The 24,677-nt window shown below is 72.1% G+C and carries 22 protein-coding genes; 14 read left to right on the forward strand and 8 right to left on the reverse strand.

Annotation, left to right across the window (positions count from 1 at the left end; translation table 11 throughout):
- The first annotated feature begins 81 nt into the window (after positions 1-81).
- Positions 82-1,515, forward strand: coding sequence for a pyridoxal phosphate-dependent decarboxylase family protein (locus tag CJZ86_RS03200; protein WP_198960064.1), 1,434 nt, complete (start codon positions 82-84; stop codon positions 1,513-1,515).
- A gap of 116 nt (positions 1,516-1,631) precedes the next feature.
- On the opposite strand, the gene CJZ86_RS03210 is transcribed toward CJZ86_RS03200, so the two are convergent.
- Genes CJZ86_RS03210 through CJZ86_RS03225 form a run of 4 tightly spaced genes read right to left on the reverse strand, consistent with a single transcriptional unit; the run spans position 1,632 to position 6,448 of the window.
- Entirely contained in the window at positions 1,632-3,227 is a 1,596-nt protein-coding gene (locus tag CJZ86_RS03210; protein WP_094584509.1) for a YcjF family protein, read from the reverse strand.
- On the reverse strand, positions 3,224-5,410 hold the full coding sequence (locus CJZ86_RS03215; protein WP_094584510.1) for a transglycosylase domain-containing protein: 2,187 nt from the start codon (positions 5,408-5,410) through the stop codon (positions 3,224-3,226). Before CJZ86_RS03215 ends, CJZ86_RS03210 begins: the two co-directional genes overlap by 4 nt.
- Positions 5,391-5,867 carry a signal peptidase II gene (gene lspA / locus CJZ86_RS03220; protein WP_094584511.1) on the reverse strand — a complete coding sequence of 159 codons (477 nt, stop codon included), beginning with the start codon at positions 5,865-5,867 and terminating at the stop codon, positions 5,391-5,393. The genes CJZ86_RS03215 and lspA overlap by 20 nt, the downstream gene beginning before the upstream one ends.
- Positions 5,867-6,448 carry a biotin transporter BioY gene (locus CJZ86_RS03225; protein WP_233133811.1) on the reverse strand — a complete coding sequence of 194 codons (582 nt, stop codon included), beginning with the start codon at positions 6,446-6,448 and terminating at the stop codon, positions 5,867-5,869. The genes lspA and CJZ86_RS03225 overlap by 1 nt, the downstream gene beginning before the upstream one ends.
- A gap of 105 nt (positions 6,449-6,553) precedes the next feature.
- Between CJZ86_RS03225 and CJZ86_RS03230 the strand changes: the two genes are divergently transcribed.
- On the forward strand, positions 6,554-6,838 hold the full coding sequence (locus tag CJZ86_RS03230) for an NAD(P)H dehydrogenase assembly family protein (protein WP_353615206.1): 285 nt from the start codon (positions 6,554-6,556) through the stop codon (positions 6,836-6,838).
- On the opposite strand, the gene CJZ86_RS03235 is transcribed toward CJZ86_RS03230, so the two are convergent.
- Positions 6,798-8,153 carry a M16 family metallopeptidase gene (locus CJZ86_RS03235; protein ID WP_094584513.1) on the reverse strand — a complete coding sequence of 452 codons (1,356 nt, stop codon included), beginning with the start codon at positions 8,151-8,153 and terminating at the stop codon, positions 6,798-6,800. The two genes, CJZ86_RS03230 and CJZ86_RS03235, sit on opposite strands and share 41 nt — an antisense overlap.
- Positions 8,150-9,424 (reverse strand): M16 family metallopeptidase, encoded by a 1,275-nt coding sequence (locus tag CJZ86_RS03240; RefSeq protein WP_094584514.1) that lies wholly within the window; start codon positions 9,422-9,424, stop codon positions 8,150-8,152. Before CJZ86_RS03240 ends, CJZ86_RS03235 begins: the two co-directional genes overlap by 4 nt.
- A 42-nt stretch (positions 9,425-9,466) precedes the next feature.
- Here CJZ86_RS03240 and CJZ86_RS03245 point away from each other — a divergent pair, with 42 nt between their 5' ends.
- From CJZ86_RS03245 to CJZ86_RS03295, 11 genes are all read left to right on the forward strand, one after another.
- Positions 9,467-10,219, forward strand: coding sequence for a phycocyanobilin:ferredoxin oxidoreductase (locus CJZ86_RS03245; protein ID WP_094584515.1), 753 nt, complete (start codon positions 9,467-9,469; stop codon positions 10,217-10,219).
- 11 nt (positions 10,220-10,230) lie between these two features.
- Complete coding sequence (locus CJZ86_RS03250) at positions 10,231-11,097, forward strand: efflux RND transporter periplasmic adaptor subunit (RefSeq protein WP_094584516.1); 867 nt, start codon at positions 10,231-10,233, stop codon at positions 11,095-11,097.
- On the forward strand, positions 11,094-12,260 hold the full coding sequence (devC, locus tag CJZ86_RS03255; RefSeq protein ID WP_094584517.1) for an ABC transporter permease DevC: 1,167 nt from the start codon (positions 11,094-11,096) through the stop codon (positions 12,258-12,260). Before CJZ86_RS03250 ends, devC begins: the two co-directional genes overlap by 4 nt.
- A gap of 19 nt (positions 12,261-12,279) precedes the next feature.
- Positions 12,280-13,023 carry a DevA family ABC transporter ATP-binding protein gene (locus CJZ86_RS03260; protein WP_094584518.1) on the forward strand — a complete coding sequence of 248 codons (744 nt, stop codon included), beginning with the start codon at positions 12,280-12,282 and terminating at the stop codon, positions 13,021-13,023.
- A gap of 42 nt (positions 13,024-13,065) precedes the next feature.
- Positions 13,066-13,221, forward strand: a complete 156-nt coding sequence (locus CJZ86_RS03265) for an Asl3888 family RNA-binding protein (protein ID WP_011293689.1) — start codon at positions 13,066-13,068, stop codon at positions 13,219-13,221.
- 105 nt (positions 13,222-13,326) lie between these two features.
- A complete protein-coding gene (locus CJZ86_RS03270; protein ID WP_094584519.1) occupies positions 13,327-14,265 on the forward strand; it encodes a glycosyltransferase family 2 protein in 939 nt (312 codons plus the stop codon).
- 108 nt (positions 14,266-14,373) lie between these two features.
- Entirely contained in the window at positions 14,374-15,090 is a 717-nt protein-coding gene (gene rpsB / locus CJZ86_RS03275; protein ID WP_094584520.1) for a 30S ribosomal protein S2, read from the forward strand.
- 38 nt (positions 15,091-15,128) lie between these two features.
- Positions 15,129-15,788 (forward strand): translation elongation factor Ts, encoded by a 660-nt coding sequence (gene tsf, locus CJZ86_RS03280; protein WP_094584521.1) that lies wholly within the window; start codon positions 15,129-15,131, stop codon positions 15,786-15,788.
- Between the two features lie 10 nt (positions 15,789-15,798).
- The gene (locus CJZ86_RS03285; protein ID WP_233133812.1) at positions 15,799-16,899 is read left to right on the forward strand and encodes a hypothetical protein; all 1,101 of its coding nucleotides are present in this window, start codon (positions 15,799-15,801) and stop codon (positions 16,897-16,899) included.
- Positions 16,900-16,934: 35 nt separating this feature from the next.
- Entirely contained in the window at positions 16,935-19,421 is a 2,487-nt protein-coding gene (recG, locus tag CJZ86_RS03290) for an ATP-dependent DNA helicase RecG (protein WP_233133813.1), read from the forward strand.
- A gap of 35 nt (positions 19,422-19,456) precedes the next feature.
- Positions 19,457-20,176: a M15 family metallopeptidase gene (locus CJZ86_RS03295; RefSeq protein WP_190609357.1), complete on the forward strand. Its 720-nt coding sequence runs from the start codon at positions 19,457-19,459 to the stop codon at positions 20,174-20,176.
- Here the strand turns inward: CJZ86_RS03295 and CJZ86_RS03300 are convergent.
- Together CJZ86_RS03300 and sir are read right to left on the reverse strand one after the other, a co-directional pair.
- Positions 20,137-20,580, reverse strand: coding sequence for a hypothetical protein (locus CJZ86_RS03300; protein ID WP_094584522.1), 444 nt, complete (start codon positions 20,578-20,580; stop codon positions 20,137-20,139). The genes CJZ86_RS03295 and CJZ86_RS03300 overlap by 40 nt on opposite strands.
- Positions 20,580-22,349, reverse strand: coding sequence for a sulfite reductase, ferredoxin dependent (sir, locus tag CJZ86_RS03305; RefSeq protein WP_094584523.1), 1,770 nt, complete (start codon positions 22,347-22,349; stop codon positions 20,580-20,582). The genes CJZ86_RS03300 and sir overlap by 1 nt, the downstream gene beginning before the upstream one ends.
- 113 nt (positions 22,350-22,462) lie before the next feature.
- Between sir and glyS the strand changes: the two genes are divergently transcribed.
- Entirely contained in the window at positions 22,463-24,628 is a 2,166-nt protein-coding gene (glyS, locus tag CJZ86_RS03310; protein ID WP_094584524.1) for a glycine--tRNA ligase subunit beta, read from the forward strand.
- The last annotated feature ends 49 nt before the right edge of the window (positions 24,629-24,677 follow it).

Below are 24,677 nucleotides of genomic sequence, written 5' to 3' on the forward strand. Positions count from 1 at the left end.
ACGCGTCATGCAGCATGGACTTCTTCTAGCCATGCCTCCGGAGGGGCAAGCGGCAGAATGCCGAAGCCCCCACCGTCGCCGTTGGCCAGCGTCCCCCCCGCCCAGCGGCATGCGCCGCCCCCCACGGAGTGCGGCTCCTTTGTGGATCCGTTCCAGGTGGATCCGGCCCTCGAGGCTTTTCTGCACCAGGCGTCGACCCTGCTGTGCCGCTGGCTGGGTGAGGCCGGCCACGGCACCCCCCTGCCTGGTCTGAGCGTGCTGCCGGCGGTGGAGCCGGAGGCCGAAGGCCTGGGCAGCGAGCGGCTGCTGGCCGATCTCCAGCTGGTGATGGAGGGGGCCTACAACCCCAACCACCCCGGCGCCCTGGCCCACCTCGACCCGCCGCCCCTGTCGGCCTCGATCGTGGCCGATCTGGTCTGCGCCGGGCTGAACAACAACCTGCTGGCCGAGGAGCTCTCCCCCAGCCTGAGCCGCCTGGAGCGGGCCCTGTGCGCCTGGATGGCGGCGCGTTTCGGCCTGCCCGAGGGTTCCGGCGGGGTGGCCGCCAGCGGCGGTAGCCTCAGCAACCTGATGGCCCTGGTCACCGCCCGCCACCAGCGGGGCCTGGCGACCCGGTCCGACGCGGTGGTGCTCTGCAGCGAGGAGGCCCACGTCTCGCTGATCAAGGCCGTCGCCGTGATGGGCCTGCCGGCCGAGGCCCTGGTGCGGCTGCCGGTGACCGCTGCCGGCGACCTCGACCCCCTGGCCCTTGAGGAGCGGCTGGCCCGGCTCGATCGGGCCGGCATCCCCGTGATCGCCGTGGTGGCCACCTCCGGCACCACCGTCCGGGGCGCCCTCGATCCCCTGGAGCCCATCGCCGCCCTCTGCCGTCGCTACGGCCACTGGCTGCACGTGGACGGGGCCATCGGGGCGATCTTCGCCTTCAGCGAACGACTCCGGCCCCTGCTGGGCGGCCTGGGGCTGGCCGATTCCATCACGGTCAACCCCCAGAAGCTGCTCGGCATCACCAAGACCTCCTCCCTGCTGCTGCTGGCCGACCCCCGCCACCTGCAGCGGGCCTTCAGCACCGGCCTGCCCTACATGGAGCCCAGCTGGGGCGGCGGCCACCAGGGGGAGTCGGGCCTGCAGGGCACCCGGCCGGGGGAGATCCTCAAGCTCTGGCTGGGGCTGCGCCAGCTCGGCCTCGACGGCATGGCCGCCCTGATCGAGGCGGCCGTCCAGCGCCGCAGCGAGCTGGAGCGGCGGCTGCGGGCGATCGGTGGCCTGACCCTCTGCAGCGGTCCCCTGCACCTGCTTGCCTTCCGCCCCGAGCGCTCAGGCGCCGCCGGCGCCGAACGCTGGAGTGCGGCCACCCGGGCGGCCCTGCTGGGGGAGCAGCTGATGCTGTCGCGGCCCGTCTACCGGGGGCTCCACCACCTCAAGGCGGTGCTGGGCAACCCCCACACGGGCAGCGAGCACCTGGAGCGCCTGGCCCTGGTGGTGCAGCGGAGCCTGGCGGAGGCGGCCGATGGCTGAACCGAAGCCGGAGCCGGTGGCGCCCCAGCGCCCCGCCAACGACCGCCGCGGCCACTGGGTGGCGATCCTCACCGGTGCCCTCTCGATCCTGATCGGGGTGGCCTATCTGGTGCTGATCACCGTCCTGGATTCCCGCGGTCCTCTCCAGCCCCCGCCCCCCGAGGCCCTGGGCGTGGCGGCAGCCGCCGCGCCTGCCGCTGCTGCAGCGGTTCCACCACCCGGCTGAGGGCCGTCTCCAGGAAACGGCGCAGCATCCCCTCCCGCTGGTTGAGGTCGTACTCGCGCTGCAGCACTTCCTGCAGCCCGCCATCCCCCCAGTCCTGGTTCTGGCGGAAGTAGGTGATGAAGCTGCGGCCCGCCACCCGGGTGAGCCAGGCCGCGCTCACCGCCTGTACCGCCCGGCTGACCACCAGGGCCGGAAGGCTGAGGCTCAGGGCCGAGGTGATCAGGCCCACCCCCCCCTTGATCAGGCCGAGGCCCGCCAGGGTGCGGCCCACGGAGAGCGCCAGGTCCTGGGCGTTCTCGCGGCTGAGGCTGACGCCGTAGACGCGGCCGATCTCCACCACCATCTGGGCGTTCACCGCCGCGGTGGCCAGCAGGTCGATGCCCGGCAGCGGCGTCACCATCACCACCCCGGCGCCGATCCACATGTAACGGTCGACGATCGTGCCGGCATCGCTGCGGCGTTGGCGGTCGAGCAGATCCTGGCTGGCCTGGCTGAGGCGACGGCACTGCAGCAGCAGGTTGTCGGCGATCAGCTCCTCCCCGTCGGCATGCAGGACGGCGGCGATGCGGCGCAGCAGGGCCTCCACCTCCGGCGCCGGCTGCAGCGGCTTGCCCCCCGGCATTGGCACGCTCTGGGGGGCGGCGCTGGCGGGGATCACATCCTCCGGGCCGAGGCGTGCGGCGCAACGCTGCCGCAGCAGTGCCAGCAGGCGACGCTCCTCCTCTTCGCCGCGCAGGTCGCATTTGTTGAGCACCAGCAGCAGCCGCTTGCCCAGCCCCGCCAGGGCTTCGAACACCTCCAGCTCGCTGGCCCGCAGGTCCCCGTCCAGCACCAGCAGCAGCAGGTCGGCCCGGGCGGCCAGTTCCCGGGCCACGCGCTCCCGCTCGCGGCCCTCGCGCCCCGCTTCGAGAATCCCCGGGGTGTCCTCCAGGATCACGGCCCGGGGCAGATCCTTCAGCCGCAGCCGGTAGCGGGTGGCGGCCGTGGTCGAGCCCATCGGCGCCCCCACCTCCCCCACCAGCTCCTGCAGCAGGGCGCGGATCAGGGAGGTCTTGCCGGTCGAGCCGGTGCCGAAGACAACGATCACCAGGTCGCCCCGCTCCAGCTCCGCCTCCATCCGCTGCCGTTCCTGACGCAGGGCCTCCCGCTCCACCGCGTCGCGCACCTGGGCCAGGGTGCGGTCGATGGAGCCCAGGTTCCGCTGGGCCGCCTCCCGGCGGCTGGAGGGCACCGCAGCGGGGGCGGATTTCCCGGGGCCCATCGTCCCGCCCTGCCGCAGCCGGCGCAGCCAGGGCCAGCCCACCTGGGCCAGGGCCACCACCAGGGCCGCCAGCATGATCAGCATCAGCGGCCCCACCATCCAGTAGGGCAGCCAGGTGCTCAGGGTCCATTGCAGCTGCTGGATCGCCTGCAGCACCATGCCCAGCACCACCAGCGCCAGCAGACCCAGAAAGACCCAGATCCAGAGCCGCTGCGGCAGCTTCACGGTCCCGGCGGTGCGGAGCGCACGATCTCGCCGAACAGGGAGGCGGCCAGGGAGCTGCTGGCGGTGGTGGGGCTGTTGTCATCGTTGCCCAGCCAGATGCCGATCACCCACTGGCGCCTGGGGGCATAGCCCACGAACAGCAGGTCCCGGCCCTCGTTGGTGGTGCCGGTCTTGCCCCAGCTGCCGGCGCCCACATAGGCGGCGCTGCCGGTGCCGCCGCTGACCACCGCCTCCAGCAGCGTCCGCATCGCCTTGGCGGTGGCGGGACTCATCACCCGCCTCCCGGGGTTGCTGATGGTCCTGGAGCTGCCGGCGGAGGCCCGGCAATCGGCCCCGCCCCGTTCCCCCGGCGCCTGGGAGGCGCCGCAGGCCTCGGCATCGGTGAGCCGCCGGATCGTGGTCGGGGCACGCCAGAGCCCGTCGGCGGCGACGGCCGCATAGGCCGCCGTGAGCTCCAGCAGGGTCACCTCGCTCTGGCCCAGGGCCAGGCCCGGCACCGGGGCCAGGGGGCTGGTGAACCCCAGGTCCCGGCCCTTGCCCACCACGGCGTCGAGGCCATCCCGGCGGGCCAGCCGCAGGGCGGCGGTGTTGCTGCTGATCGCCATGGCCTGGCGCAGGCTGAGGCTGCCGCCGCAGCCGCTGCTGAAGTGCTGGCCGCCCCAGTCCAGCGGTCCGCAGCCGATCCGGTCCCCGGGCCGGGCGCCCCGCTCCAGGGCGACGACGTAGGGCACCAGCTTGAAGGTGCTGCCGGGCTGGCGCAGGGCCATCGAGGCGCGGTTGAACTGGCTCTGCAGATAATCCCGGCCGCCGGCGATGGCGCGGATGCCTCCGGTGCGGCTGTCGAGAATCACCACCGCCCCCTGGCTCACCCCCAGGGATCGGCTGGCGTCGATGCGCTGGCGCAGCAGCAGCTCGACCCGCTCCTGCAGCAGCGGATCGAGGTGGGTGTCGATCAGGAAATTGCCCTCGGCGGCCACCGCTTTGCCCACCTGGTTCTCCAGGTCGCGGCGCACCTGGTCGGTGTAGAAGGGCGCCCCGCGCTGCTGGGCGGAGCGGCAGGCATCCGCGGCCAGGCGGATCGACTGGCGCCGGGCCCGCCGGGCCTGGTCGGCGGAGATGCGGTTGGTGGCCGCCATCTTGTCGAGCACCTGGTTGCGGGAGGCGAGGGCCGCCGCGGGATCGACGCAGGGGTCGTAGCCGTTCGGGGAGGGGAGCAGGCCCACCAGCAGGGCGGCCTCCTCGAGCTTCAGCGCCGAGGCCGGACGGTTGAAGAAGCGCCGGGAGGCGTCCTCGAACCCCCAGACGGCCCCCAGATAGACCCGGTTGAGGTAGCTGAGCAGCAGCTCCTCCTTGCTGAAGCGGGCCTCCAGCTGCAGGGCCACCAGCAGCTCCCGCCACTTGCGCCCCAGGGTCTCCCCCTGCCCCACCTGCTCCGGGTACAGGCTGCGGGCGATCTGCTGGGTGAGGGTGCTGCCGCCTTCGAGCACCCGGCCCCCCAGCAGGTTGGTGACCAGGGCCCGGGCGGTGCCGATCGGGTCCACGCCGGGGTGCCACCAGAAGCGATTGTCCTCACTGGCCAGCAGGGCATCGATCAGCACCGGGGGGTAGGCGCCGAGCTCGGCAAGCTCGCGGCGCTTGCGATCGGCCACGGAGGCCACCGGTCGATCCTGGCGGTCGTAGAGGAGCAGGGGGCCCCGCACCGTCGCCAGGCTGCCGCGGGTGGGCACCTGGAGCAGGGACAGGGCCAGCAGCAGGCTGCCGCCGCCGGCCACGGCCGCCGCGGCCCGCGCCCCCCAGCGGCCGATCCGGTCGAGGCGGGTGCTGCCGTCGCGCTCGAACAGCAGCGTGGGCAGATCCGCCTGATCGGCGGGCCCGAAGCGCACCCGGTCCCCCTCGCGCAGCACCAGCTCCCGCACCCTCCGGCCCCGCCACCACAGCCCGTTGGTGGAGCCGGCGTCGCTCAGCAGCCAATGCCCGCCGTGGTTCTCCAGCAGGGCGTGGTGGCGGCTGACCGCCGTGTGGTCGATGACGATGGCGTTGTCGGCGGCGCGGCCGATCCGATACAGGCTGCCGTGCAGGGGCTGCTCCAGATCCGGCAGGCCCGGCCGCTGCACCGTGAGCCGGGGGCCGGGAGCCCGGGGCCGCAGCCGCTGCTCCAGCCCTTCAAGGATGGCGGTCGGCATGGGGTCGCAGCAGGTCGATGAGGAAGCAGGCCACGGCCAGGTTGATGGCGACGTCGGCGAGGTTGAAGATCGGGAAATGGATCGGGACGAACTCCAGGAAGTCCACCACGGCCCCATGGCGCCAGCGGTCGATGCCGTTGCCGACGGCGCCCCCGAGCAGCAGTCCCAGGGCCAGCACGTTCCAGAGGCCGGCGGGAGGACGCCACAGGATCCAGAACAGCAGGCCGAGGCTCACCAGGGCGCTCACCAGGCCCAGCTGGTTCGGCGCCCCGGCGAAGAGGCTGAAGGCCGCCCCGGTGTTGCTGACGCGCTGCAGCTGCAGCAGGCCGGGCAGCAGGGGCTCAATGCTGCCGCTGGCCAGGTTCTCGACGGCCCAGCGCTTGCTGAGCTGATCCAGCCCCACGGCGACGGCCGCCAGCAACAGGGGGGTCAGCCGCTGGCGCAGTGTTCGTGTCATCACGAGGGCACCAGCAGCAGACGGCGCAGCAGCCAGGCCAGGACACCGGCGGCGCAGCAGAGCAGCAGCTGGGGCAGCAGGGCCAGGCTGTAGCCCACCACCAGGGTGAGGGTGTCGCCGCCCCAGCGGCCGGCCAGGCTGCCCAGGAGGAGGTTGGCGAGGCCGCAGAGATGCAGCACCACCAGGCCGATGGCGGCGGCGCCGGCGAGGGTCAGGGGATCGTCCATGCCCGGCTGGCGCGCCAGCTTGCCGGTGATCCAGGCGGCCGGCAGGAAGCCCGCCAGGTAGCCGAAGCCCGGATCGAGCAGGTAGCCGACGCCGCCCCCTTCATGGAACACCGGCAGCTGGAACAGACCGACACTGAGATAGGCCACAGCCGCCAGCGTGGCACTGCGGGGACCGCAGACCAGGGCCGTCAGGAGCAGGGCCGGCACCTGCAGGGTGATGCCGAGCGGACGCACGGCCCAGCCCGCCGCCTCGTGGACCGGGAAGGCCGCCGGCACCAGACCGCCGACGAGTATCAGGAGAAGGCCGGCGATCGCTCCGCTCCAGGTGGCAAGGGCCCGCAATGAACCGTCCATGGCTGGCGCCCATCCTGCTGCAGCTAGGTTCGGCTGAGAAGGGCCCCCAGCCCGCCCGCCGGGCACCCTTACCTCCGGAGCCCCCTACCGCCGGACCCCGTACCGATGCCGGATTCAACCCCCACCGACCCGCCCGCCGCCGAGGAGATGGCGCCGACGGTTCCGCCGGTGGAGATCCACCTGGGGGATGCGGTGCGGCTGCGCCAGCCGCTGCGCTACCTCAAGACCGCCGACCCGATGCCGATGCTGCGCCCGCCGGACCTGGTGGATCCGGGGGAGGTGGGCCGCGTGGTGGAGATCCGGGCCCTGGATCTGCGGGCCATCCGCTTCCGCCGCGGCACCTTCCTGATCAACGCGACGGATCTGGAACCCGCCCCGGCCGACGGCTGAGGCCGTGGTTCTGCCAGGCCAGCTGCGCCTGCGCCAGGGCCGGGGCCGGCCCCACCAGGCTCAGGGACGGGGAGGCGAGCCAGCGGCAGGCGGCCGATCGCAGATCCCCGGCGCCGAGGCCAGGGGCCCGCTCCAGTACCCGGCGCACATGGTCGGCGGGCAGGCCCTGGCTGAGCACCAGCGCCAGACGCTCGGCGATCTGGGAGCAGGTCTGGCGCCCCATGGCGTCCTGCCCCTGGAACTTCGCCAGGGCCAGCAGCCGTGAGCCCTCGTCCAGCGGCTCCTCCAGGAGCCGCTGCCACTCGTCCAGCAGGCAGGTGGTGGCTTCCGCCACCCGCTCGGCCGAGGTGGACAGGTGCATGACGAACGGCGCTCCGCCGGCATGGGCCGGCAGGTGCACACCGACGTCGTAGGCCAGACCACGCTCCTCCCGCATCGTGATGAACAGGCGGCTGGACATGCCGAGGCCCAGGTGCGCCTGCAGCAACCGCAGGGCCAGGGCGTCGTGGTGGGCCAGGGGAACGGTGGCGGCCCCCAGCATCAGCACCACCTGTTCGGTGTCCTGCACCTGCTGGCCCAGGTGACCGGTGGCCGGCGGCGGACCGGCGAAGGGCTGGGTCACCGGGGCGTGGGTGTTCCAGGGGGACGCCGCCAGTTCCCGTTCCAGCACCTCCCCCAGGGCGGCGGGGGCGTCGCCGCAGAGAACCAGGACGGCGCCGTCGCTGCCGAGCCGTTCCACCAGGGGGCGCAGATCGTCCGGCCCGAGGCCGGCCAGTTCCGCTTCGATCCCGAGGGGGTCATGGCCGTAGGGCCCGTCGCCGTAGAGCAACCGGCGCAGCTGGTCGTGGGCCAGCTGGAAGGGGTCCTCCTTCTGGCGCTGCAGCATCTGCAGGTTGAGCTGGCGCTCGATCGCCACCTGGTCGGCCTCCAGCCGGGGCCGCCGGGCCATCGCCAGCAGCAGGGGCACCAGGGTGGTGGCGTCGTCGGCGGCGCACTTCAGGGCCAGCACCAGGCCATCCTCGTGGGCCTCCACCCGCAGGGCGGCACCGGCCCCCTCGACACAGTCGGCGAGGGCCTCGGCATCGAGGTCCCCGCAGCCCCGCGTCATGGTGCCGGCCAGCAGCTGGTGGGCGCCGCGGGCACCGGCGGGGTCGCGGCCGCTGCCGCCGGGGATGGCGAGGCGGGCCGCCAGGATCGCCGGCCCGGGCCGGTGCAGGATCCGCAGGGGCAGGCCGCCCTCCAGGACGCGGCTGTCTTCGCTGCCGGACGGGTGGCTGCCGGGGGATTGGCTGCCGGGGGGTGGCGCGATGCTCATGCCGGCACCGCCTCGAGCACGCAGGCCCGGGCCGGATCCAGCAGGGGCAGCGTCTGCTCCTGGAGCCGCTGGGGCGACCAGCGCTCCAGCAGTTCCAGGGGATGGCCGAGGGGCTGGGGCCGGCCCCAGAGGCGGCTGCTGCCGATCAGGGAGGCCACGCCGCCGGGGGATTCCAGGGAGAAGCGGTAGCCGTTGGCGACGAGGCGCCGGGCCCGTCCCCACTCCTGTTCATCCAGGGAGTCCTGGCGGAGCTCCTGCCACACCTGGTCGATGGCCTGCCGCACCTCGCCCAGCTCCTCGGGATCGCAGACGGCCTCCAGCAGGGCGATGCTGCCGCCCTCCATGGCATGCAGGTCCAGATCGATGCTCTCCACGATCTGCAGCTGCTCCCGCAGCCGCTCCACCAGACGGCTGCGGCGTCCTTCCGCCAGCACGGTGGTGCCCAGGTCGGCCCCGGCCATGGCCTCCAGATCGGCGGCGGGCGGCAGCCACCACAGCATCAGCAGGCGGGCGGCCTCGAGCCGCGGCACCGCCAGCCGGTGCACCCCCGGGGTGACGCTCAGCTCCGCCGGCACCATCGGCGCGCCGCTGGCCGCCAGGGCCGCGAGGGGGCCGCTGGCGGCCCGATCCATCAGGGCGCCATCGCCGACGGCACCGGCGAGGGACAGGACGCAGCGGCCGGCGGCGTACTGGCGGTTGTGGAAGGCCGCCATGGCGGCCGGGTCATGGTCGAGCAGGGCCTGGCGCCGCCCCAGGATCGGCAGACCGTAGGGGTGGTCGGGACAGGCCAGGGACAGCAGCCGCTGCAGGGCCACCTCCTCGGGCTGGTCCTCACTCTGGGCCAGCTCCTCCAGCACCACCTGCCGCTCCATGGCGAAGCTGTCGGGGTCGAGCCGGGGCTGCAGCACCAGATCCATCAGCAGATCAAGGGCCTCGGCCCCCCCCTCCGGGGGCATCAGGGCGTGGAAGTGGACGTCGTCGAAGCCGGTGGCGGCATTGCTGCTGCCCCCCAGGGCCTCGATGCGGCGATCGAACTCCCCGGCCGCAAGCCCGTCACTGCCCTTGAACACCATGTGCTCGAGGAAGTGGGCCAGGCCGCTCTCCGCGGGCGTCTCGAAGGCGCTGCCGGCCCGGCACCAGAAATCGAGGCAGACCAGGGGGGCGTCCTCCAGGTCGAGCTGCACCAGTTCGACCCCGTTGGCGAGGGTGTGGCTGACGGGGACGGCCAGACCGGGCAGCAAGGACCCGCAACAACCCAGGGAATCGCTCACGGATGCATGGCAGGATCCGCATTCTGCTGTGACGACGTGTCCATGGGTGAGGTCGCACCGGCCGTTGACGGTGGCATCCATCCCCTGGTGGATTCCCTGGCGGAGCGGATCCGGCTCTGTCGCCATGCTCTGCCGGATCTGGCCCCCCTGGCCATCGACCCGGAACTGGAGGCGATCAGCGGCAGCCTGGACGGGGATGCCCTGTTCATCCGCAACGAGGTGCACCGCTGCCGCGGGCTGCGCAAGCTGCACCTGGAGACGGCGCGCCTCGGGGCCGGGCTGCAGATCCTCCACTGCGTCTTCTTCCCCGATCCCCGCCACGACCTGCCGGTCTTCGGCGCCGACATCGTCGCCGGCAAGGCCGGGGTCAGCGCCGCCATCGTCGATCTCTCCCCCGTTGGGGAGACCCTGCCGGAATCCATCGCGGAGGCCCTGGCCGGCCGGGAGCGGCCCGCCTTCGCCCAGGTGCGCGATCTGCCCCCCTGGGGATCGATCTTCTCCCCCCACGTGCTCTTCGTGCGGCCGGAGTCGGAGGCGGAGGAAAAGGGGTTCGTCGAGGAGGTGGCGACGTTCCTCGGCGTGCTGGCCACAGCGGCGGCGGCGAGCCCTTCCCAAGCCCATGACGATCCGGCTACGGTTGCGCGATGGCGCGGGCAGCTGAGGTATTGCAAGCAACAGAAACAAAACGACAAGACCCGGAGGGTGCTGGAGAAGGCGTTCAACCCCCAGTGGGCGGACCGCTACATCGAGGACCTGCTCTTCGACGACCCACCGGTCCCTGGCGCAACGGCCTGATCGTCGCCGGCGTGGCGGGTCTGCTGGTGGGCGGTGTCGTCTTGTACCAGCGCCTGCAGCCCGCCAAGCCTCCGGCCGCCGCTGTCGCCCGTCCGCCGGCCCCGGTGGAGGCCGTCGCGGCCCTGGGCCAGCTGGAGCCCGACGGCGACGTGCGCATCCTGGCGGCGCCGATCACGGGCATCGGCGGCAGTCCCCGCATCACCGAGCTCCTGGTGGCCGAGGGTGACCGGGTGCGGGCGGGCCAGCTGCTGGCCCGTTTCGACAACCAGCCCCTTCAGCGGGCGGAACTCGAGCTGATCCGCACCCGGATCGCCAACCTCAGCCGCCGGCTCACCATCCAGACCCGCGACCTGGCGCGCTATCGCAAGCTGGCCAGCGACGGCGCCTATTCCGCCGCCGATCTGGATGTGCTTGAGCAGCGCACCCTGGAGCTCCAGGGGCAGCTGCAGGAGGCCAGGGCCTCCCTGGTCAAGGCCAGCACCGACCTGGTCAACACCGAACTGCGGGCCCCGATCGACGGAACGGTGCTGCGCATCCAGTCCCGCGTCGGCGAACGGCCCGGCGACAAGGGCATCCTCGAGCTGGGGGCCAGCGATCGCATGGAAGCCTCGATCGAGGTCTACGAAAGCGACATCGATCGGGTGCGGGTCGGCCAGGCCGTCACCCTCACCAGTGAGAACGGCGGCTTCGACGGCACCCTCCGGGGCACCGTGCGGCGCATCAGTCCCCAGGTCCGCCAGCGGGAGGTGCTCTCCACCGATCCCACCGGCGATGCCGATGCCCGCGTCGTCGAGGTGCGGGTGCGGCTCGATCCCCAGGATGGGGCGAAGGTCGCCGACCTCAGCGGCCTCAAGGTCATCGCCCGCATGCAGCCATGAGCCTCTGGCAGGGACGCCGCATCCCGCTGGCCTGGCTGCTGCTCACCCGCCAGCCGATGCGCCTGGCGGTGGCCCTGGCCGGGATCACCTTCGCCGGGATCCTGATGTTCATGCAGCTGGGCTTCCGCGACGCCCTGTTCGACTCCAGCGTCACGGTGCACAAGCTGTTCGACACCGATCTGGTGCTGCTCAGCCCCCGCAGCAAGAGCTCGATCAGCATGACCGGCTTCCCCGAGCGACGGCTGGTGCAGGCCAAGGCCGATCCGGACGTGACCGGCATCACCCCAGTGCACTGGAACCTGCTGCTCTGGCGCAACCCCCAGACCAAGGGCACGCGCTCGATCCTGGCCCTGGGTTTTGAACCGGGGGATCCCCTGTTCCTCGATCCGGCCGTCACCGCCATGGCGCCCCGCCTCACCCAGAAGGGCCGGGTGCTTTTCGACGACCTCTCCCGTGACGAGTTCGGACCGGTGGCGAAATGGTTCCGGGAGGGCCGAACCGTCGAGAGCGAGGTGGCGGGCAAGCGGCTGCGGGTGGCGGGCCTGTTCAGTTCAGGGCCCTCCTTCGGTGCCGACGGCAACCTCCTCACCAGCCGGGAAACCCTGCTGAGCCTGGTGCCGAACAACCCGCCCGGCAGCATCGAACTGGGTCTGATCCGGCTCCGCCCCGGGGCCGACCCCGCCCAGGTGGTGGACCGCTTGCGCCGCCTGCTGCCGGAAGACGTGACCGTGCTCACCAAGCAGGGCTTCCTGGATCTGGAGATGGACTACTGGCGCACCAGCACCGCCATCGGCTTCATCTTCACCCTTGGCGCCGCCATGGGCTTCGTGGTGGGCTGCGTGATCGTCTATCAGATCCTCTACTCCGACGTCAGCGACCACCTGCCGGAGTACGCCACCCTGATGGCCATGGGCTACAGCCTGCTCACCCTTCTGGGGGTTGTGGCGCGCGAGGGGCTGCTGCTGGCGATCTTCGGCTACGTGCCCGCCTACCTCGCCGGCCAGGTGCTGTATGCCGCCATCCATGCCGCCACCAAGCTGCCGGTGGCGATGGCCGGTGACCGGTCCATGACCGTCTTCCTGATGATCCTGGTGATGTGCATGGGGTCGGCGGCGATGGCGATGCGCAAGCTGGGCGACGCCGATCCGGCCGACATTTTCTGAGCCATTCCTTCCTGAGCCGATGACCACGCTCCACACCGGTTCCGCCCCGCCCGTCGCCGGCACGGCCGATGGCCTCGCCACGGTGTCGGTGAGGGGTCTCAGCCACTGGTACGGCTCCGGCGCGATGCGGCGCCAGGTGCTCCAGGGCATCGATCTGGAGATCCACCCCGGCGAAGTGGTGCTGCTCACGGGGCCCTCCGGCTGCGGCAAGACCACCCTGCTCACCCTGGTGGGGGCCCTGCGCCAGGTGATGGAGGGGTCGGTGCGGGTTCTGGGCTGCGAGCTGAACGGCTCCAGCCGCCATGAGCGCCAGCTGCTGCGCCGCAACGTCGGCATGATCTTCCAGGGCCACAACCTGCTCCGGTGCCTCACCGCCGAGCAGAACGTGCAGATGGGGGCCGACCTGCTGCCGGATCTGGGCTACCGCGCCCGTCGCGACCTCTCCCGCGAGTGGCTGCGGGCCGTGGGCCTCTCCGACCACCTCGGCAAGCTCCCCCACGACCTCTCCGGCGGACAGAAGCAACGGGTGGCGATCGCCCGGGCCCTCGCCGCCCACCCCCGCCTGCTCCTGGCCGACGAACCCACCGCCGCCCTGGACAGCCGCACCGGCCGGGAGGTGGTGGAACTGCTCCAGCGCCTGGCCCGGGACGAGGGCTGCGGCGTGCTGATGGTCACCCACGACCCCCGCATCCTCGATGTGGCCGACCGCCTGGTGCGGATGGAGGATGGCCGGCTGTGGGCCGGTGAGGCCGTGGTCGGGTGAGTAGGGTGGAACCTCACAGTCTTTTCAAGGCTCGCATCACCTATGTCGAAACGCAGGAACCTCAAGAAGGAAAAGCAGGAGCGCAACCGGGCCTACGCCCGCAAGTTCAAGAAGCGCAAGCTGCGTAACGACGGCCGCGGTGAAGGGGCCGGCAACGGCGTGACCGGCACGGCCAACAACGGCGGCGCCGCCGACTGACCGGCGCGATCCGGCCAAGGCACCGGGGGGATTCGCTGCGGATCCCCCCTTTTTCATGGCCCCTCCACCGTGGTCCCCGCACCGTGGTTCCTCCACCGTCACCCGATGTTCATCAGCGTCGTCATCCCCACCTACAACCGTCTGCCGATCCTGCGCCAGTGCCTGCAGGCCCTGGAGCTCCAGGAGATCGACGGCCCCCTGCAGGCCTACGAGGTGGTGCTGGTGGACGACGGCTCCACCGACGACACGGTGCGCTGGCTGGATGCCCATGCCACCGCCTTCCCCCATCTGCGCCTGATCCGCCAGGACCACGGCGGCCCCGCCGAGGGGCGCAACCGCGGCGTGGAGGAGGCCCGTGGCGATGTGATCGTCTTCATCGACAGTGATCTGGTGGTGACGGAGCGGTTCCTGCTGCACCACGCCACGGCCCTAGCGCGGGCCTGGCAGGAGAGCGGCGACCGGCTCTGCTTCACCTACGGCGCCGTGATCAACACCCACAACTTCGAAGCGCCCACGTCGGAGCCCCACAAACTGCGGGATCTCTCCTGGGCCTACTTCGCCACCGGCAACGTGGCGATCGACCGCCGGGTGCTGGAGCAGTCGGGCCTGTTCGACACCGGCTTCCGCCTCTACGGCTGGGAGGATCTGGAGCTCGGGGAACGGCTGCGCCGCATGGGCGTGCGGCTGGTGCGCTGCCCCGAGGCCGTGGGCTACCACTGGCACCCGCCCCTGAGCCTCGAGCAGATCCCCGATCTGGTGCGGGTGGAGCGGGAACGGGCCAAGATGGGCCTGGTCTTTTACCGCAAGCACCCCACCCGGCGGGTGCGCTTCATCATCCAGTACACCTGGCTGCATCTGGCGCTCTGGGAGCTGCTCACCCTCGGCGGCCTGATCAATGAACGGACCCTGCGGCCCCTGCTGCGCTGGCTGATCCGCCACGGCAAGGCGGGGCTGGCGATGGAGCTGCTGCGGCTGCCCCTCAACCGCTTCGGGGTGAGGGCCCTCCATGCCGAAGCCCGCCAGCAGGGCCATTTGGTAGGTTGACCCGGTCACACCAACACCGCACACCTGCACGTTTCGGGTGATCCGCCCCCCTTTCCTGGGAGCGGCATCCCTGGCAGGTGGAGGCCAACCCGAAACCCCACAACCCCAATGGCTGTCGTCACTCTCGCCGAGATGATGGAAGCTGGTGCCCACTTCGGACACCAGACCCGTCGCTGGAATCCCAAGATGTCGCGCTACATCTATTGCGCGCGCAACGGAGTCCACATCATCGATCTCGTGCAGACCGCCGTCTGCATGAACAACGCCTACAAATGGACCCGCAGTGCCGCTCGCAGCGGCAAGCGCTTCCTGTTCGTCGGCACCAAGAAGCAGGCCTCCGAGGTCATCGCCCAGGAAGCCGCCCGCTGCGGCGCTTCCTACGTCAACCAGCGATGGCTGGGCGGCATGCTCACCAACTGGAGCACGATGCGGGCCCGCATCGACCGCCTCAAGGACCTGGAGCGCATGGAGTCCTCCGGTGCCATCGCCATGCGGCCCAAGAAGGAAGCCGCCGTGCTGCGGCGTGAGCTCGACCGTCTGCAGAAGTATCTGGGCGGCCTCAAGAACATGCGCCGCCTGCCCGATGTGGTGGTGCTGGTGGATCAGCGCCGCGAGACCAACGCCGTGCTCGAGTGCCGCAAGCTCGACATCCCCCTGGTGTCGATGCTTGACACCAACTGCGATCCCGATCTCTGCGACGTTCCCATCCCCTGCAACGACGACGCCGTGCGTTCCGTGCAACTGGTGCTGGGCCGGCTGGCGGATGCCATCAATGAAGGCCGCCATGGAGCGCAGGATCAGCGCGGCGGCGACGACGACGCCTGAGCCGTTCTCTCCCTCCCGACCTCCCTCCCTCCCGACCCATGGCTGAGATCACAGCGAAGCTCGTCAAGGAACTGCGCGACAAGACCGGCGCCGGCATGATGGACTGCAAGAAGGCCCTCACCGAGTCCGGTGGGGATGCCACCAAGGCCGCCGAATGGCTGCGCCAGAAGGGCATCGCCACCGCCGAGAAGAAGGCCGGCCGTACGGCGGCCGAAGGGGCCGTCGGCAGCTACATCCACACCGGTGCCCGCGTCGGCGTGCTGGTGGAGGTGAACTGCGAGACCGACTTCGTGGCCCGCGGCGAACTCTTCCAGGAGCTGGTGCGCAACGTGGCGATGCAGATCGCCGCCTGCCCCAACGTGGAATACGTCAGCACCGACGACATCCCCCCCGAAGTGGCGGAGCGCGAGAAGTCCATCGAGATGGGTCGCGACGATCTCGCCGGCAAGAAGGAGGAGATGAAGGTCAAGATCGTGGCGGGGCGCATCGGCAAGCGCCTCAAGGAACTGGCCCTGATGGACCAGCCCTTCATCCGCGACAACACCGTGACCGTCGGTGAGATGGTCAAGTCGGCCGCCGGCAAGACCGGTGAGAACATCCGGGTGCGCCGCTTCACCCGCTACACCCTCGGTGAGGGCATTGAGGTGGAGCAGTCGGATTTCGCCGCTGAAGTGGCGGCGATGGGCAAGGCGGCCTGAGCCGGAGCCGTTGAGCGACCCGTCCGATTCGATCGATCTGCCGGGTCAGCTCCAGGCCCTGAACCGGCGGCTGACGCAGTCGAACCCGGAGCTCTACCGCCACGTCGCCCTGTACCTCCAGGTGCTGCGCCAGGCGCTGCCCCAGCAGGTCCGCCAGGCCTGCTTCCATCTCGCCACCCAGGTCCACCCCCAGCGCTACACCGAACTCCCGCTCGAGCGCCGGCAGCTCCTGCACGGCCAGATCCAGGAGCTGGTGGGGCGCTGCTGCAGCCTGCTCACGGTGGAGCACCTGGTGATCCTGGCGGCCCAGATCTCCCGGGAGCGCCAGCGCCGCGACCGTCACGACCGGGAGCAGCTGCTGGAGGAACTCACCTGGGAGGGGGAGAGCGGGGGCGGAGAACCGGAGCCCCTGCCGCCCGGATCGGTGCAGATCGCCTTCGCACCGCCCCTGGCTGGCGGATCCTTCCTCTGGGGTGCGCTCGGCCATGGGGAAGCCCCCCCGCCGGACCCCGACGAAGGGGAGCGGGACGATCCGGATGACGCCCAGTTCGACGACCCTGACGAGGATTCCGAGGAGGGCCCCGAGGAAGGACCCTCGGACGAGACGAAGGGGCGGTCCGAACTGGAGGAGCTGGAGGATTCCCTCTGGCAGGCGGGGCGGCTTCCCGACGATCCCGAGCGGGTGCTGCGCTGGATGGACGGCATGGAGCTGGCCCTGGCCCGGCGCCTGCGCAACCTCTCCCATGCCATCAATGTGGAGCTGCTGCGTGGTGGTGTGAGCCGCAGCCTGCTGCCGGTGAGCCTGCTGGATGCGGTGCTGGCCGGCCAGCTGGAGACCATGGCCGCCCCCGCCAACCTGATGCGCTTGCCCCTGCCCTTCCCGGGAGCCCGCGGCCCCCAGGCCCAGACGCTGGCGGTGCTGCTGCGGCCCACCGATCTGGAGCTGGAGGAACCCCGCCTGCGCACCTGCCGGCGGCGGCTGCAGCAGCATCGCCAGGAGGTTCGCAGAATGGCCCAGCAGTTCCGTCGCCTGCAACGGCGGCTACGGATCCATCAGGCCGAACAGCTTTGGCTGCAGGACATCCGCCCCCCATCGATTCCGACCGACTGAACGGCACCCCCTCCGTGGAAGGTCCGGCCGCGTCCGTGTCCGAAGCCCTGGAGCAGACCCTGGAGCGCTGGTGCACGCCCCTGCAGCTGGCCTGCCGCCTCGAGGCCGAAGCCGGCTTCGCTGATCTCCAGGGGCGCCGCGATCGCTTCAGCGGCTTCATCGGCAGTTCCCTGGCGGCGGCGCCGGAGGGGCTCGAGGCCGCCGAGCGCCAGCAGCTGGCCGCCCTGTCCCGGGACTTCGCCGGCTACGGCGCCCTGGCGCTGGCGGGCCGCCAGTCGCTGGTGCGGCGCCTGCGGCAGGCGCTGCATGAGCTGCGCCGCCGCCGGCAGGAGGTCCGGCCCGTGGGACCCCCACGCCTGCGGCTGGGGCCCCCTGATCCTGCGGTGGGGCCAACCGCCGGCGCTCCCCGGCGGCTCGATCCCCAGACCCCCCTGGCGGAGGTGCCCGGGATCGGCCCGAAGACCGCCACCCGCCTCGCCGCCCTCGGCCTGCTGGTGGTGCGCGATCTGGTGCACCACTACCCCCGCGACTACCTCGATTACGCCCATCTGGTGCGGATCGCGGCCCTGGAGCCTGGGCGGACCGCCACCATCGTGGCGACGGTGCGCCGCTGCCATGCCTTCGGCAGCCCCCGCAACCCCAACCTGGCGATCCTGGAGCTGCAGCTGCAGGACGTGACGGGCCGCCTCAAGGTGACGCGGTTCTTTGCGGGTCGCCGCTTCAGCAGTCCCGGCTGGCTCAAGGCCCAGCAGCGCCTGTATCCGATTGGGGCCACGGTGGCCGTCAGCGGGCTGGTGAAGGACAGCCCCTATGGCCCCTGCTTCGGCGATCCCCTGCTGGAGGTGCTGGAGGCCCCCGGCGCGCCGGTGCGGTCGGAGCGGATCGGACGGTTCGTGCCCGTGTATGCCCTCACCGAGGGCCTCAGTGGCGAGGCCCTCGCCCGGGTCATCGCCGCGGTGCTGCCGGCGGCGAGCCGCTGGCCCGATCCCCTGCCGGAGTCCCTGCGCCTGGAGCTGGGCCTGACGGGCCGTGGCGAGGCGCTGCTGGGGCTGCATCGCCCCGCCGACCGCGACGAGCTGCAGCGCTGCCGCCGGCGCCTGGTCTTCGATGAGTTCCTGCTGCTGCAGCTGGCCCTGGGGCAGCGGCGCGAGCGCCTGCGCCGCTCTCCGGCCCCGCCGCTGCTCCTGCCCAGCGGCGGCGAAGACCTGGTGAGCCGCTTCCTCGACCTGCTGCCCTTTCCCCTCACCGGCGCCCAGAGCCGCGTACTGGCGGAGATCCGCGCCGACATGGAGCGCCCCCAGCCCATGGCCCGGCTGGTCCAGGGGGACGTGGGCAGCGGCAAGACGGTGGTGGCCCTGGCGGCCCTGCTGGGGGCCATCGCCGCCGGCTGTCAGGGGGCCCTGATGGCGCCCACCGAGGTGCTGGCGGCCCAGCATTTCCACAAGCTGGCCGGCTGGCTGCCCCAGCTCGACGTCAGCATCGAGCTGCTCACCGGCTCCACCCCCGCCCGCCGCCGCCGCCAGGTGCTGCAGGACCTGGTCAACGGCCAGGTGAAGCTGCTGGTGGGCACTCACGCCCTGCTGGAGGATCCGGTCCAGTTCGACCGCCTCGGGCTGGTGGTGGTGGATGAGCAGCACCGCTTCGGCGTGCGGCAGCGCAACCGGCTGCTGGCCAAGGGGCTCCAGCCCCATCTGCTCACCATGACCGCCACCCCCATCCCCCGCACCCTGGCCCTCTCGATCCATGGCGATCTGGACCTCAGCCAGATCGATGAACTGCCCCCGGGCCGCACGCCGATCCGCACCAGGCTGCTGCGGGGATCCGAGCGCGCCGGTGCCTGGGAGCTGGTGCGCCAGGAGGTGGCCAAGGGGCAGCGGGCCTACGTGGTGCTGCCCCTGGTGGAGGAATCGGAGAAGCTCGATCTCCGCTCCGCCGTGGAGGTGCACCGCCACCTCGACGAGGAGGTGTTCCCTGAGCTCACGGTGGGGTTGCTGCACGGCCGGATGACCGGTGAGGAGAAGCAGCGGGCCATCGGCGCTTTCCAGGAGGGGCGCTCCCAGGTGCTGGTGTCCACGACGGTGGTGGAGGTGGGAGTGGACGTGCCGGAGGCGAGTGTGATGGTGATCGAACATGCCGAGCGCTTCGGTCTGGCCCAGCTGCACCAGCTGCGGGGCCGGGTGGGCCGGGGGGCCGCCGCCTCCCATTGCCTGCTGCTGCACGAGGGCGACAACGCCATGGCCCGCCAGCGGCTGGAGCTGCTGGCCCGCAGCAGCGACGGCTTCGAGATCGCCGAGATGGACCTGCGGCTGCGGGGACCCGGCCAGGTGCTCGGCACCCGCCAGTCGGGCCTGCCGGACCTGGCCCTGGCCAGCCTCAGCGACGACGGCGCCGTGCTGGAGGAGGCGCGGCTGGCGGCGCGGCGGATCCTGGCGGAGGATCCGGACCTGGCCCGCCATCCGCATCTGAGCGGGGCCCTCGAAGCCCAGCGGCGCCGCTCGGTGGAGGCGGCCCAGTTGAATTGAGCCAGACACCGGCCCGAGCCGGACCCGCCGCCCCCATGCCGCCCCTGCGCCCCTGGAGTCCGATCCCCATCGCCGATGGGGGCGAGCCCCTGGGCGACCTGCCGCCGAGCCTGTGGCGTCTGGAGCCCCACCCCTATCAGGCCCTGGGGGCGCCCTATGGCGCCGGCGCCAGTCCCTTCCGGCTGCGCCGCGGGGTGATCGATCGGCTGGAGCGGGCCCAGGAGCGGCTGCAGCAGCGCCGGCCCGAGTGGCGGCTGGCCATCTTCGACGCCTGGCGCCCCATCGCCGTTCAGGCGTTCATGGTGCGCCAGTCCTTCCGTGAGGCCTGCCGCGAGAGGGGCCTCGACCCCGACGCCTTCGGCCTCCCCCAGCAGGCCGTGGCGGCGGAGGTGGATCGCTTCTGGGCCCCGCCGAGTGCCGATCCGGCCACCCCGCCCCCCCACAGCACCGGCGCCGCGGTGGATCTCACCCTGGCCGAGGCCAGCGGCCGCCCCCTGGCCATGGGCGGGGAGATCGATGCGATCGGCGCCATCTCCGAGCCCGACCACCACGCCGGTGCCGCCCCCGGCAGCGAGGCCGCCGAGTGGCACCAGCGGCGCCGGCTGCTGGCGGCGGTGATGGAGGAGGCCGGTTTCGCCCAGCACCCCAACGAGTGGTGGCATTTCAGCCACGGCGACCAGCTCTGGGCCTGGCGCCGCGGCGAACCGCGGGCCCTCTACGGCGCTGTTGCCGGTGCCGGGGACGGTGCCGGCTGAGCGGTGGCGGGTGCCGGGCTGCTGGTGACCGGGATCACGGTGCCCGGCAGGGTCAGGCCCAGTTCCCGGAACAGCACGCTGGCCTGGGGGCGGGTCAGCAGTCCCTTCTGGACGCAGCGCTTGAGGCTGGCCAGGGTCATGTCGTCCTGCACGCGGCGCAGCTGGGCCAGCACCGCCGGACTCTGGTCGGCGAAGGGCTGCAGATGGGTCTTGTAGGCGGCCCTGATGGCGTCCGGCTGGCAGGCCAGGGGATCGGACTGGAAGTACTGCACCGGGGCCTCGGGCGCCCGCGGCCGCTCCGCCGCCTCACTGGTCCGCCCTGAGCAAGGCAGCAGCCCCGCCAGCACCATGCCAAGGAGGGCGCCCAGAAGGGGCTGGACGGGGCCGGCGGTGGGGCGGCCCATCAGGAAGCGGCGAGCAGCCCGGTGACCCGCTCGGCCCCGATCCGCTCGATGAAGTCGCCGAAGCGGCTGCGGGGGCCGCCCTCGTCGCGCCAGGCCACCAGCAGGGGCTCCAGGGTGGCCTCGAGCTTCTCCAGAGGCATCTTCTCCAGGTAGGGGCTGGCCAGCCGCGTCAGGCCGTGGCTGCCGCCGAGCCACAGCTGGTAGGCGTCCACGGCGCTGCCCACCAGACCGATCTCGGCCATGTAGGGGCGGGCGCAGCCATTGGGGCAGCCCGTCATGCGCACCAGCAGCGGTTTGCGGATCTCCAGCCGCTCCAGCAGGGCCTCGAGGCGGTTGAGCACCTCGGGGAGGATCCGTTCGGCTTCGGTGATCGCCAGGCCGCACAGGGGCAGGGCCGGGCAGGCCAGGGCATGGCGGGCCAGGGGGGCCGGCGCCTCGGGGGCGGTGAGGCCGAGGGCCGCCAGACCCTCCCGCACCGACGCCCGCTGGGCGCTGCCGATGTTGCAGAGCAGCAGGTCCTGGTTGGGGGTGAGCCGCACCTCCAGCTGGTAGGTCTCGACGAGACGGCGCAGGCCGCTCTTCAGCTCCCCCTGCAGGCGTCCGCACAGCACCGGCAGGCCCACGAACCACAGGCCCGGGGACTGGCGATGCCAGCCCAGGTAGTCGGTGAGGACGGCGGGGGGCTCCCGGCGCATCCCCTTGATCGGATGGGGGAAGTACCGGCCCAGTTCGGTGCGGAACCAGTCCACCCCCCGGTCGTGGATCAGATATTTCATCCGGGCGTGGCGGCGCTGCTCCCGGTCGCCGTGGTCCCGCTGCAGGGCGACGATCGCCTGCACCAGCTCCAGCACATGGGCGGCGCCGACGTAGCCGAGGGGATCGGCGGTGCGGGCGAAGGTCTCGTCCTTGTTGTGGGTGCGCCCCATGCCACCGCCCACATAGACGTTGCAGCCCAGCGGCCGGCCGGAGGGGTCGCTGAACAGCACCAGGCCGATGTCCTGGGTCAGCAGGTCCACCGAGTTGTCCCCGGGGACGGTGACGGCCACCTTGAACTTGCGCGGCAGGTAGGTGGAGCCGTAGAGGGGTTCGGCCGCGTCACCGCTGAACACGGCTCCGCTCTCCTGCAGACGGCGCGCCTTCTTCACGGGGCCCTTGGGCTTGATGCGATAGCTCAGGTCGCCGTCGACCCAGAGGTCGAGGTAGGAGCCCTCGGCGGCCTGGGGGGCCAGCAGGTCGGCGATGCGATCGGCCAGCAGGCGGGCCTCCGGGTAGCCATCGCGCTCGAAGGGGGCGGCCGGGGCCATCACGTTGCGGTTGATGTCCCCGCAGGCCGACAGGGTGGAGCCCAGGGCCCGCACGATGCCGCCGATCACCTCCTTGAGGTCGGTCTTCTGGACGCCGTGCATCTGGAAGGCCTGGCGCGTCGTGATCCGCAGGGTGCCGTTGCCCAGCCGATCGGCGAGGGAATCCAGCGCCAGGTAAAGGGAGGTGGGGATGCGCCCGCCGGGGTTGCGCAGCCGCAGCATCATCTGCCAGTCCTTGTCGGCGCCCTTGCGGCGTTTGTCCCGGTCGTCCTGCTGGTAACTGCCGTGGAACTTGAGGATCTGGACGGCGGGATCCGTGAAGCTGGGCAGATCGTTGCCCAGTTCGCCCGCCAGGGGATCATGCAGGTGGCCGCTGCCGGCCTTGAGCGCCTCCTGCTTGGTGGGGGGCTTGGCGGGGGGAGCCGATGGGAGCGACGTGCTGTCGGCGACCGTCGTCGAGGACATCGGCATGCGGAACGGTATCTGAACTGAAACTAGCGAACGGGACGTGGCGCACCGCCGGAGGTTCCGGCCGTTTCCCTCCTTTGCATACAGTCGCGTTCTGCCCGCTCCCCTGCATGGCCACCTTTCTTCTGGAGATCGGAACCGAGGAACTGCCGGCCGATTTCGTGCGCCTGGCCCAGCCCCAGCTGGAGGCGATCGTGGCCCGCGACCTGCGGGAGGCCCGCCTCGCCTGCGACACGATCAGCACCGGCGGCACCCCCCGGCGACTGGCCGTGACCGTCACCGGCCTGCCCCGGGAGCAGGAGGACCTGGTCGAGGATCGCAAGGGTCCGCCGGCCCAGCAGGCGTTCCGCGATGGCCAGCCCACCCAGGCCGCCATTGGATTCGCCCGGCGCTGCGGCTGCAGCCCCGACCAGCTGGAAATCCGCGAGACCGACAAGGGCCCCTTCGTGTTCGCCCGCACCACCGAGGCCGGCCGCCCCACCGCCGAGGTGCTGGCCGGCTGCATTCCCGGCTGGATCCGTTCCCTGCAGGGGCGGCGCTTCATGCGCTGGGGTGCCGGTGATGGCCGCTTCAGCCGGCCCCTGCGCTGGCTGGTGGCGCTGCTCGACGAGGCGGTGGTGCCGGTGGCGCTCACCGACGTGGATCCGCCCCTGGCCAGCGATCGCCTCAGCCGCGGCCACCGTCTCCATGACGGAGCGGTGACGATCCCCTCCGCCGCGGGTTATGCCGCCGCCCTGGAGGCCGCCGATGTCCAGGTCGACCGGCAGGCCAGGGGCGCCGCGATCCGCACCGCCCTGGAGGCGGCAGCGACAGCGGCGGGGGCCGAGCTGGATCTGCCGGAAGCCCTGTTCGACGAGCTGGTCGACCTGGTGGAGTCCCCCCGGCTGATCGAGGGCTCCATCGACGCCGACTACCTGGCCCTGCCCCCGGAGGTGCTCAGCACCGTGATGCGCTCCCACCAGCGCTACGTGCCCCTGCGCCTGGCGGACGCCCCGGCCGATCCCCTGGCCCTGGTGGCCGGGGAGGCCCTGATGCCCCGGTTCCTTTGCCTGTCCAACGGCCTGGCCGGCGCGGCCGACACGATCCGGCGCGGCAACGAGCGGGTGCTGCGGGCCCGGCTGGCGGACGCGGCCTTCTTCCTGGCGGCGGATCGCCGTCAGAGCAGCGCCGAGCGGGTCGAGGCCCTCGAGCGGGTCACCTTCGCCGAGGGGCTCGGCAGCCTGGCCGATCGCAGCCAGCGCCTGGCCTGGCTGGCGGATCTGGTCTGCTGTCGCCTGCCGGTGGGCGATGCCGCCGCCGTCGCCGCGCGGAGGGCCGCTCCCCTGTGCAAGCACGACCTGGTCAGCCAGATGGTGGGGGAATTCCCGGAGCTGCAGGGGGTGATGGGGGCCAAGTACCTGCTGGCGGAGGGCGAGACCCGCGCCGTGGCCCTGGCGGTGCTGGAGCACTACCAGCCCCGCGGCGCCGGCGACGCCCTGCCGGGTTCCGAGGCGGGGGCGGTGCTGGCCCTGGCCGAACGGCTGGAGCTGCTGCTCAGCATCTTCGCCAGGGGGGAGCGGCCCAGCGGCTCCTCCGATCCCTACGCCCTGCGCCGGGCGGGCAACGGCCTGCTCCAGATCCTCTGGGATCGGGCCTGGTCGCTCGACCTGGTGGGCCTGATGGCCGAGGCCACCGCCCACTGGCAGCGGCTGCTGCCCGATCTGGCGGTGCAGCCGCTGGCCCTGGCCGCCGACCTGCTCGACTTCCTGCGCCAGCGCCTGGCCAGCCTGCTGGAGGAGGAGGGCTCCAGCTCCGATCTGGTCCAGGCCGTGGCCGGCGATGGCGTCTCCCTTGAGCGGCTGCTGCGGGATCCGGCCGATGCCCGGGCCCGGGTGGAGCTGCTGCGACGTCTGCGCAGCGAAGGCAGCCTGCCCCTGGTGCAGGCGGTGGTGCAGCGGGCCTCGCGCCTGGCCGAACAGGCCGACCTGGCGGCGGATCTGGTCAGCCCCGATGGGGTGGTGGACCCGGATCTGTTCGGTTCCCCCAGCGAGGCCGCCGTGCTGGCGGTGCTGGAGCGGCTGGCGGTCCATGCCGCCGCCAGCGGAACCGCCCGCTACGAACCGCTGGCCCGGCTGCTGGGGGAGAGCGGCGCCACCCTGGCCGCCTTCTTCGACGGCCCCGACAGCGTCATGGTGCTCTGCGACGAGCCGGAGGTGCGCCGCAACCGCCTGCGGCTGCTGGCGGTGCTGCGCAACCAGGCCTCGGTGCTCGCCGACTTCAGCCGTCTGGGGGGCTGAGACGCAGGCCCTCCGGCCCCCCTGTCGCCGTCCTGCTTACTGTCGTCAT

This window comes from Synechococcus sp. BO 8801, assembly GCF_002252675.1.
In the GTDB taxonomy this organism is placed as follows: Bacteria; Cyanobacteriota; Cyanobacteriia; order PCC-6307; family Cyanobiaceae; genus Cyanobium.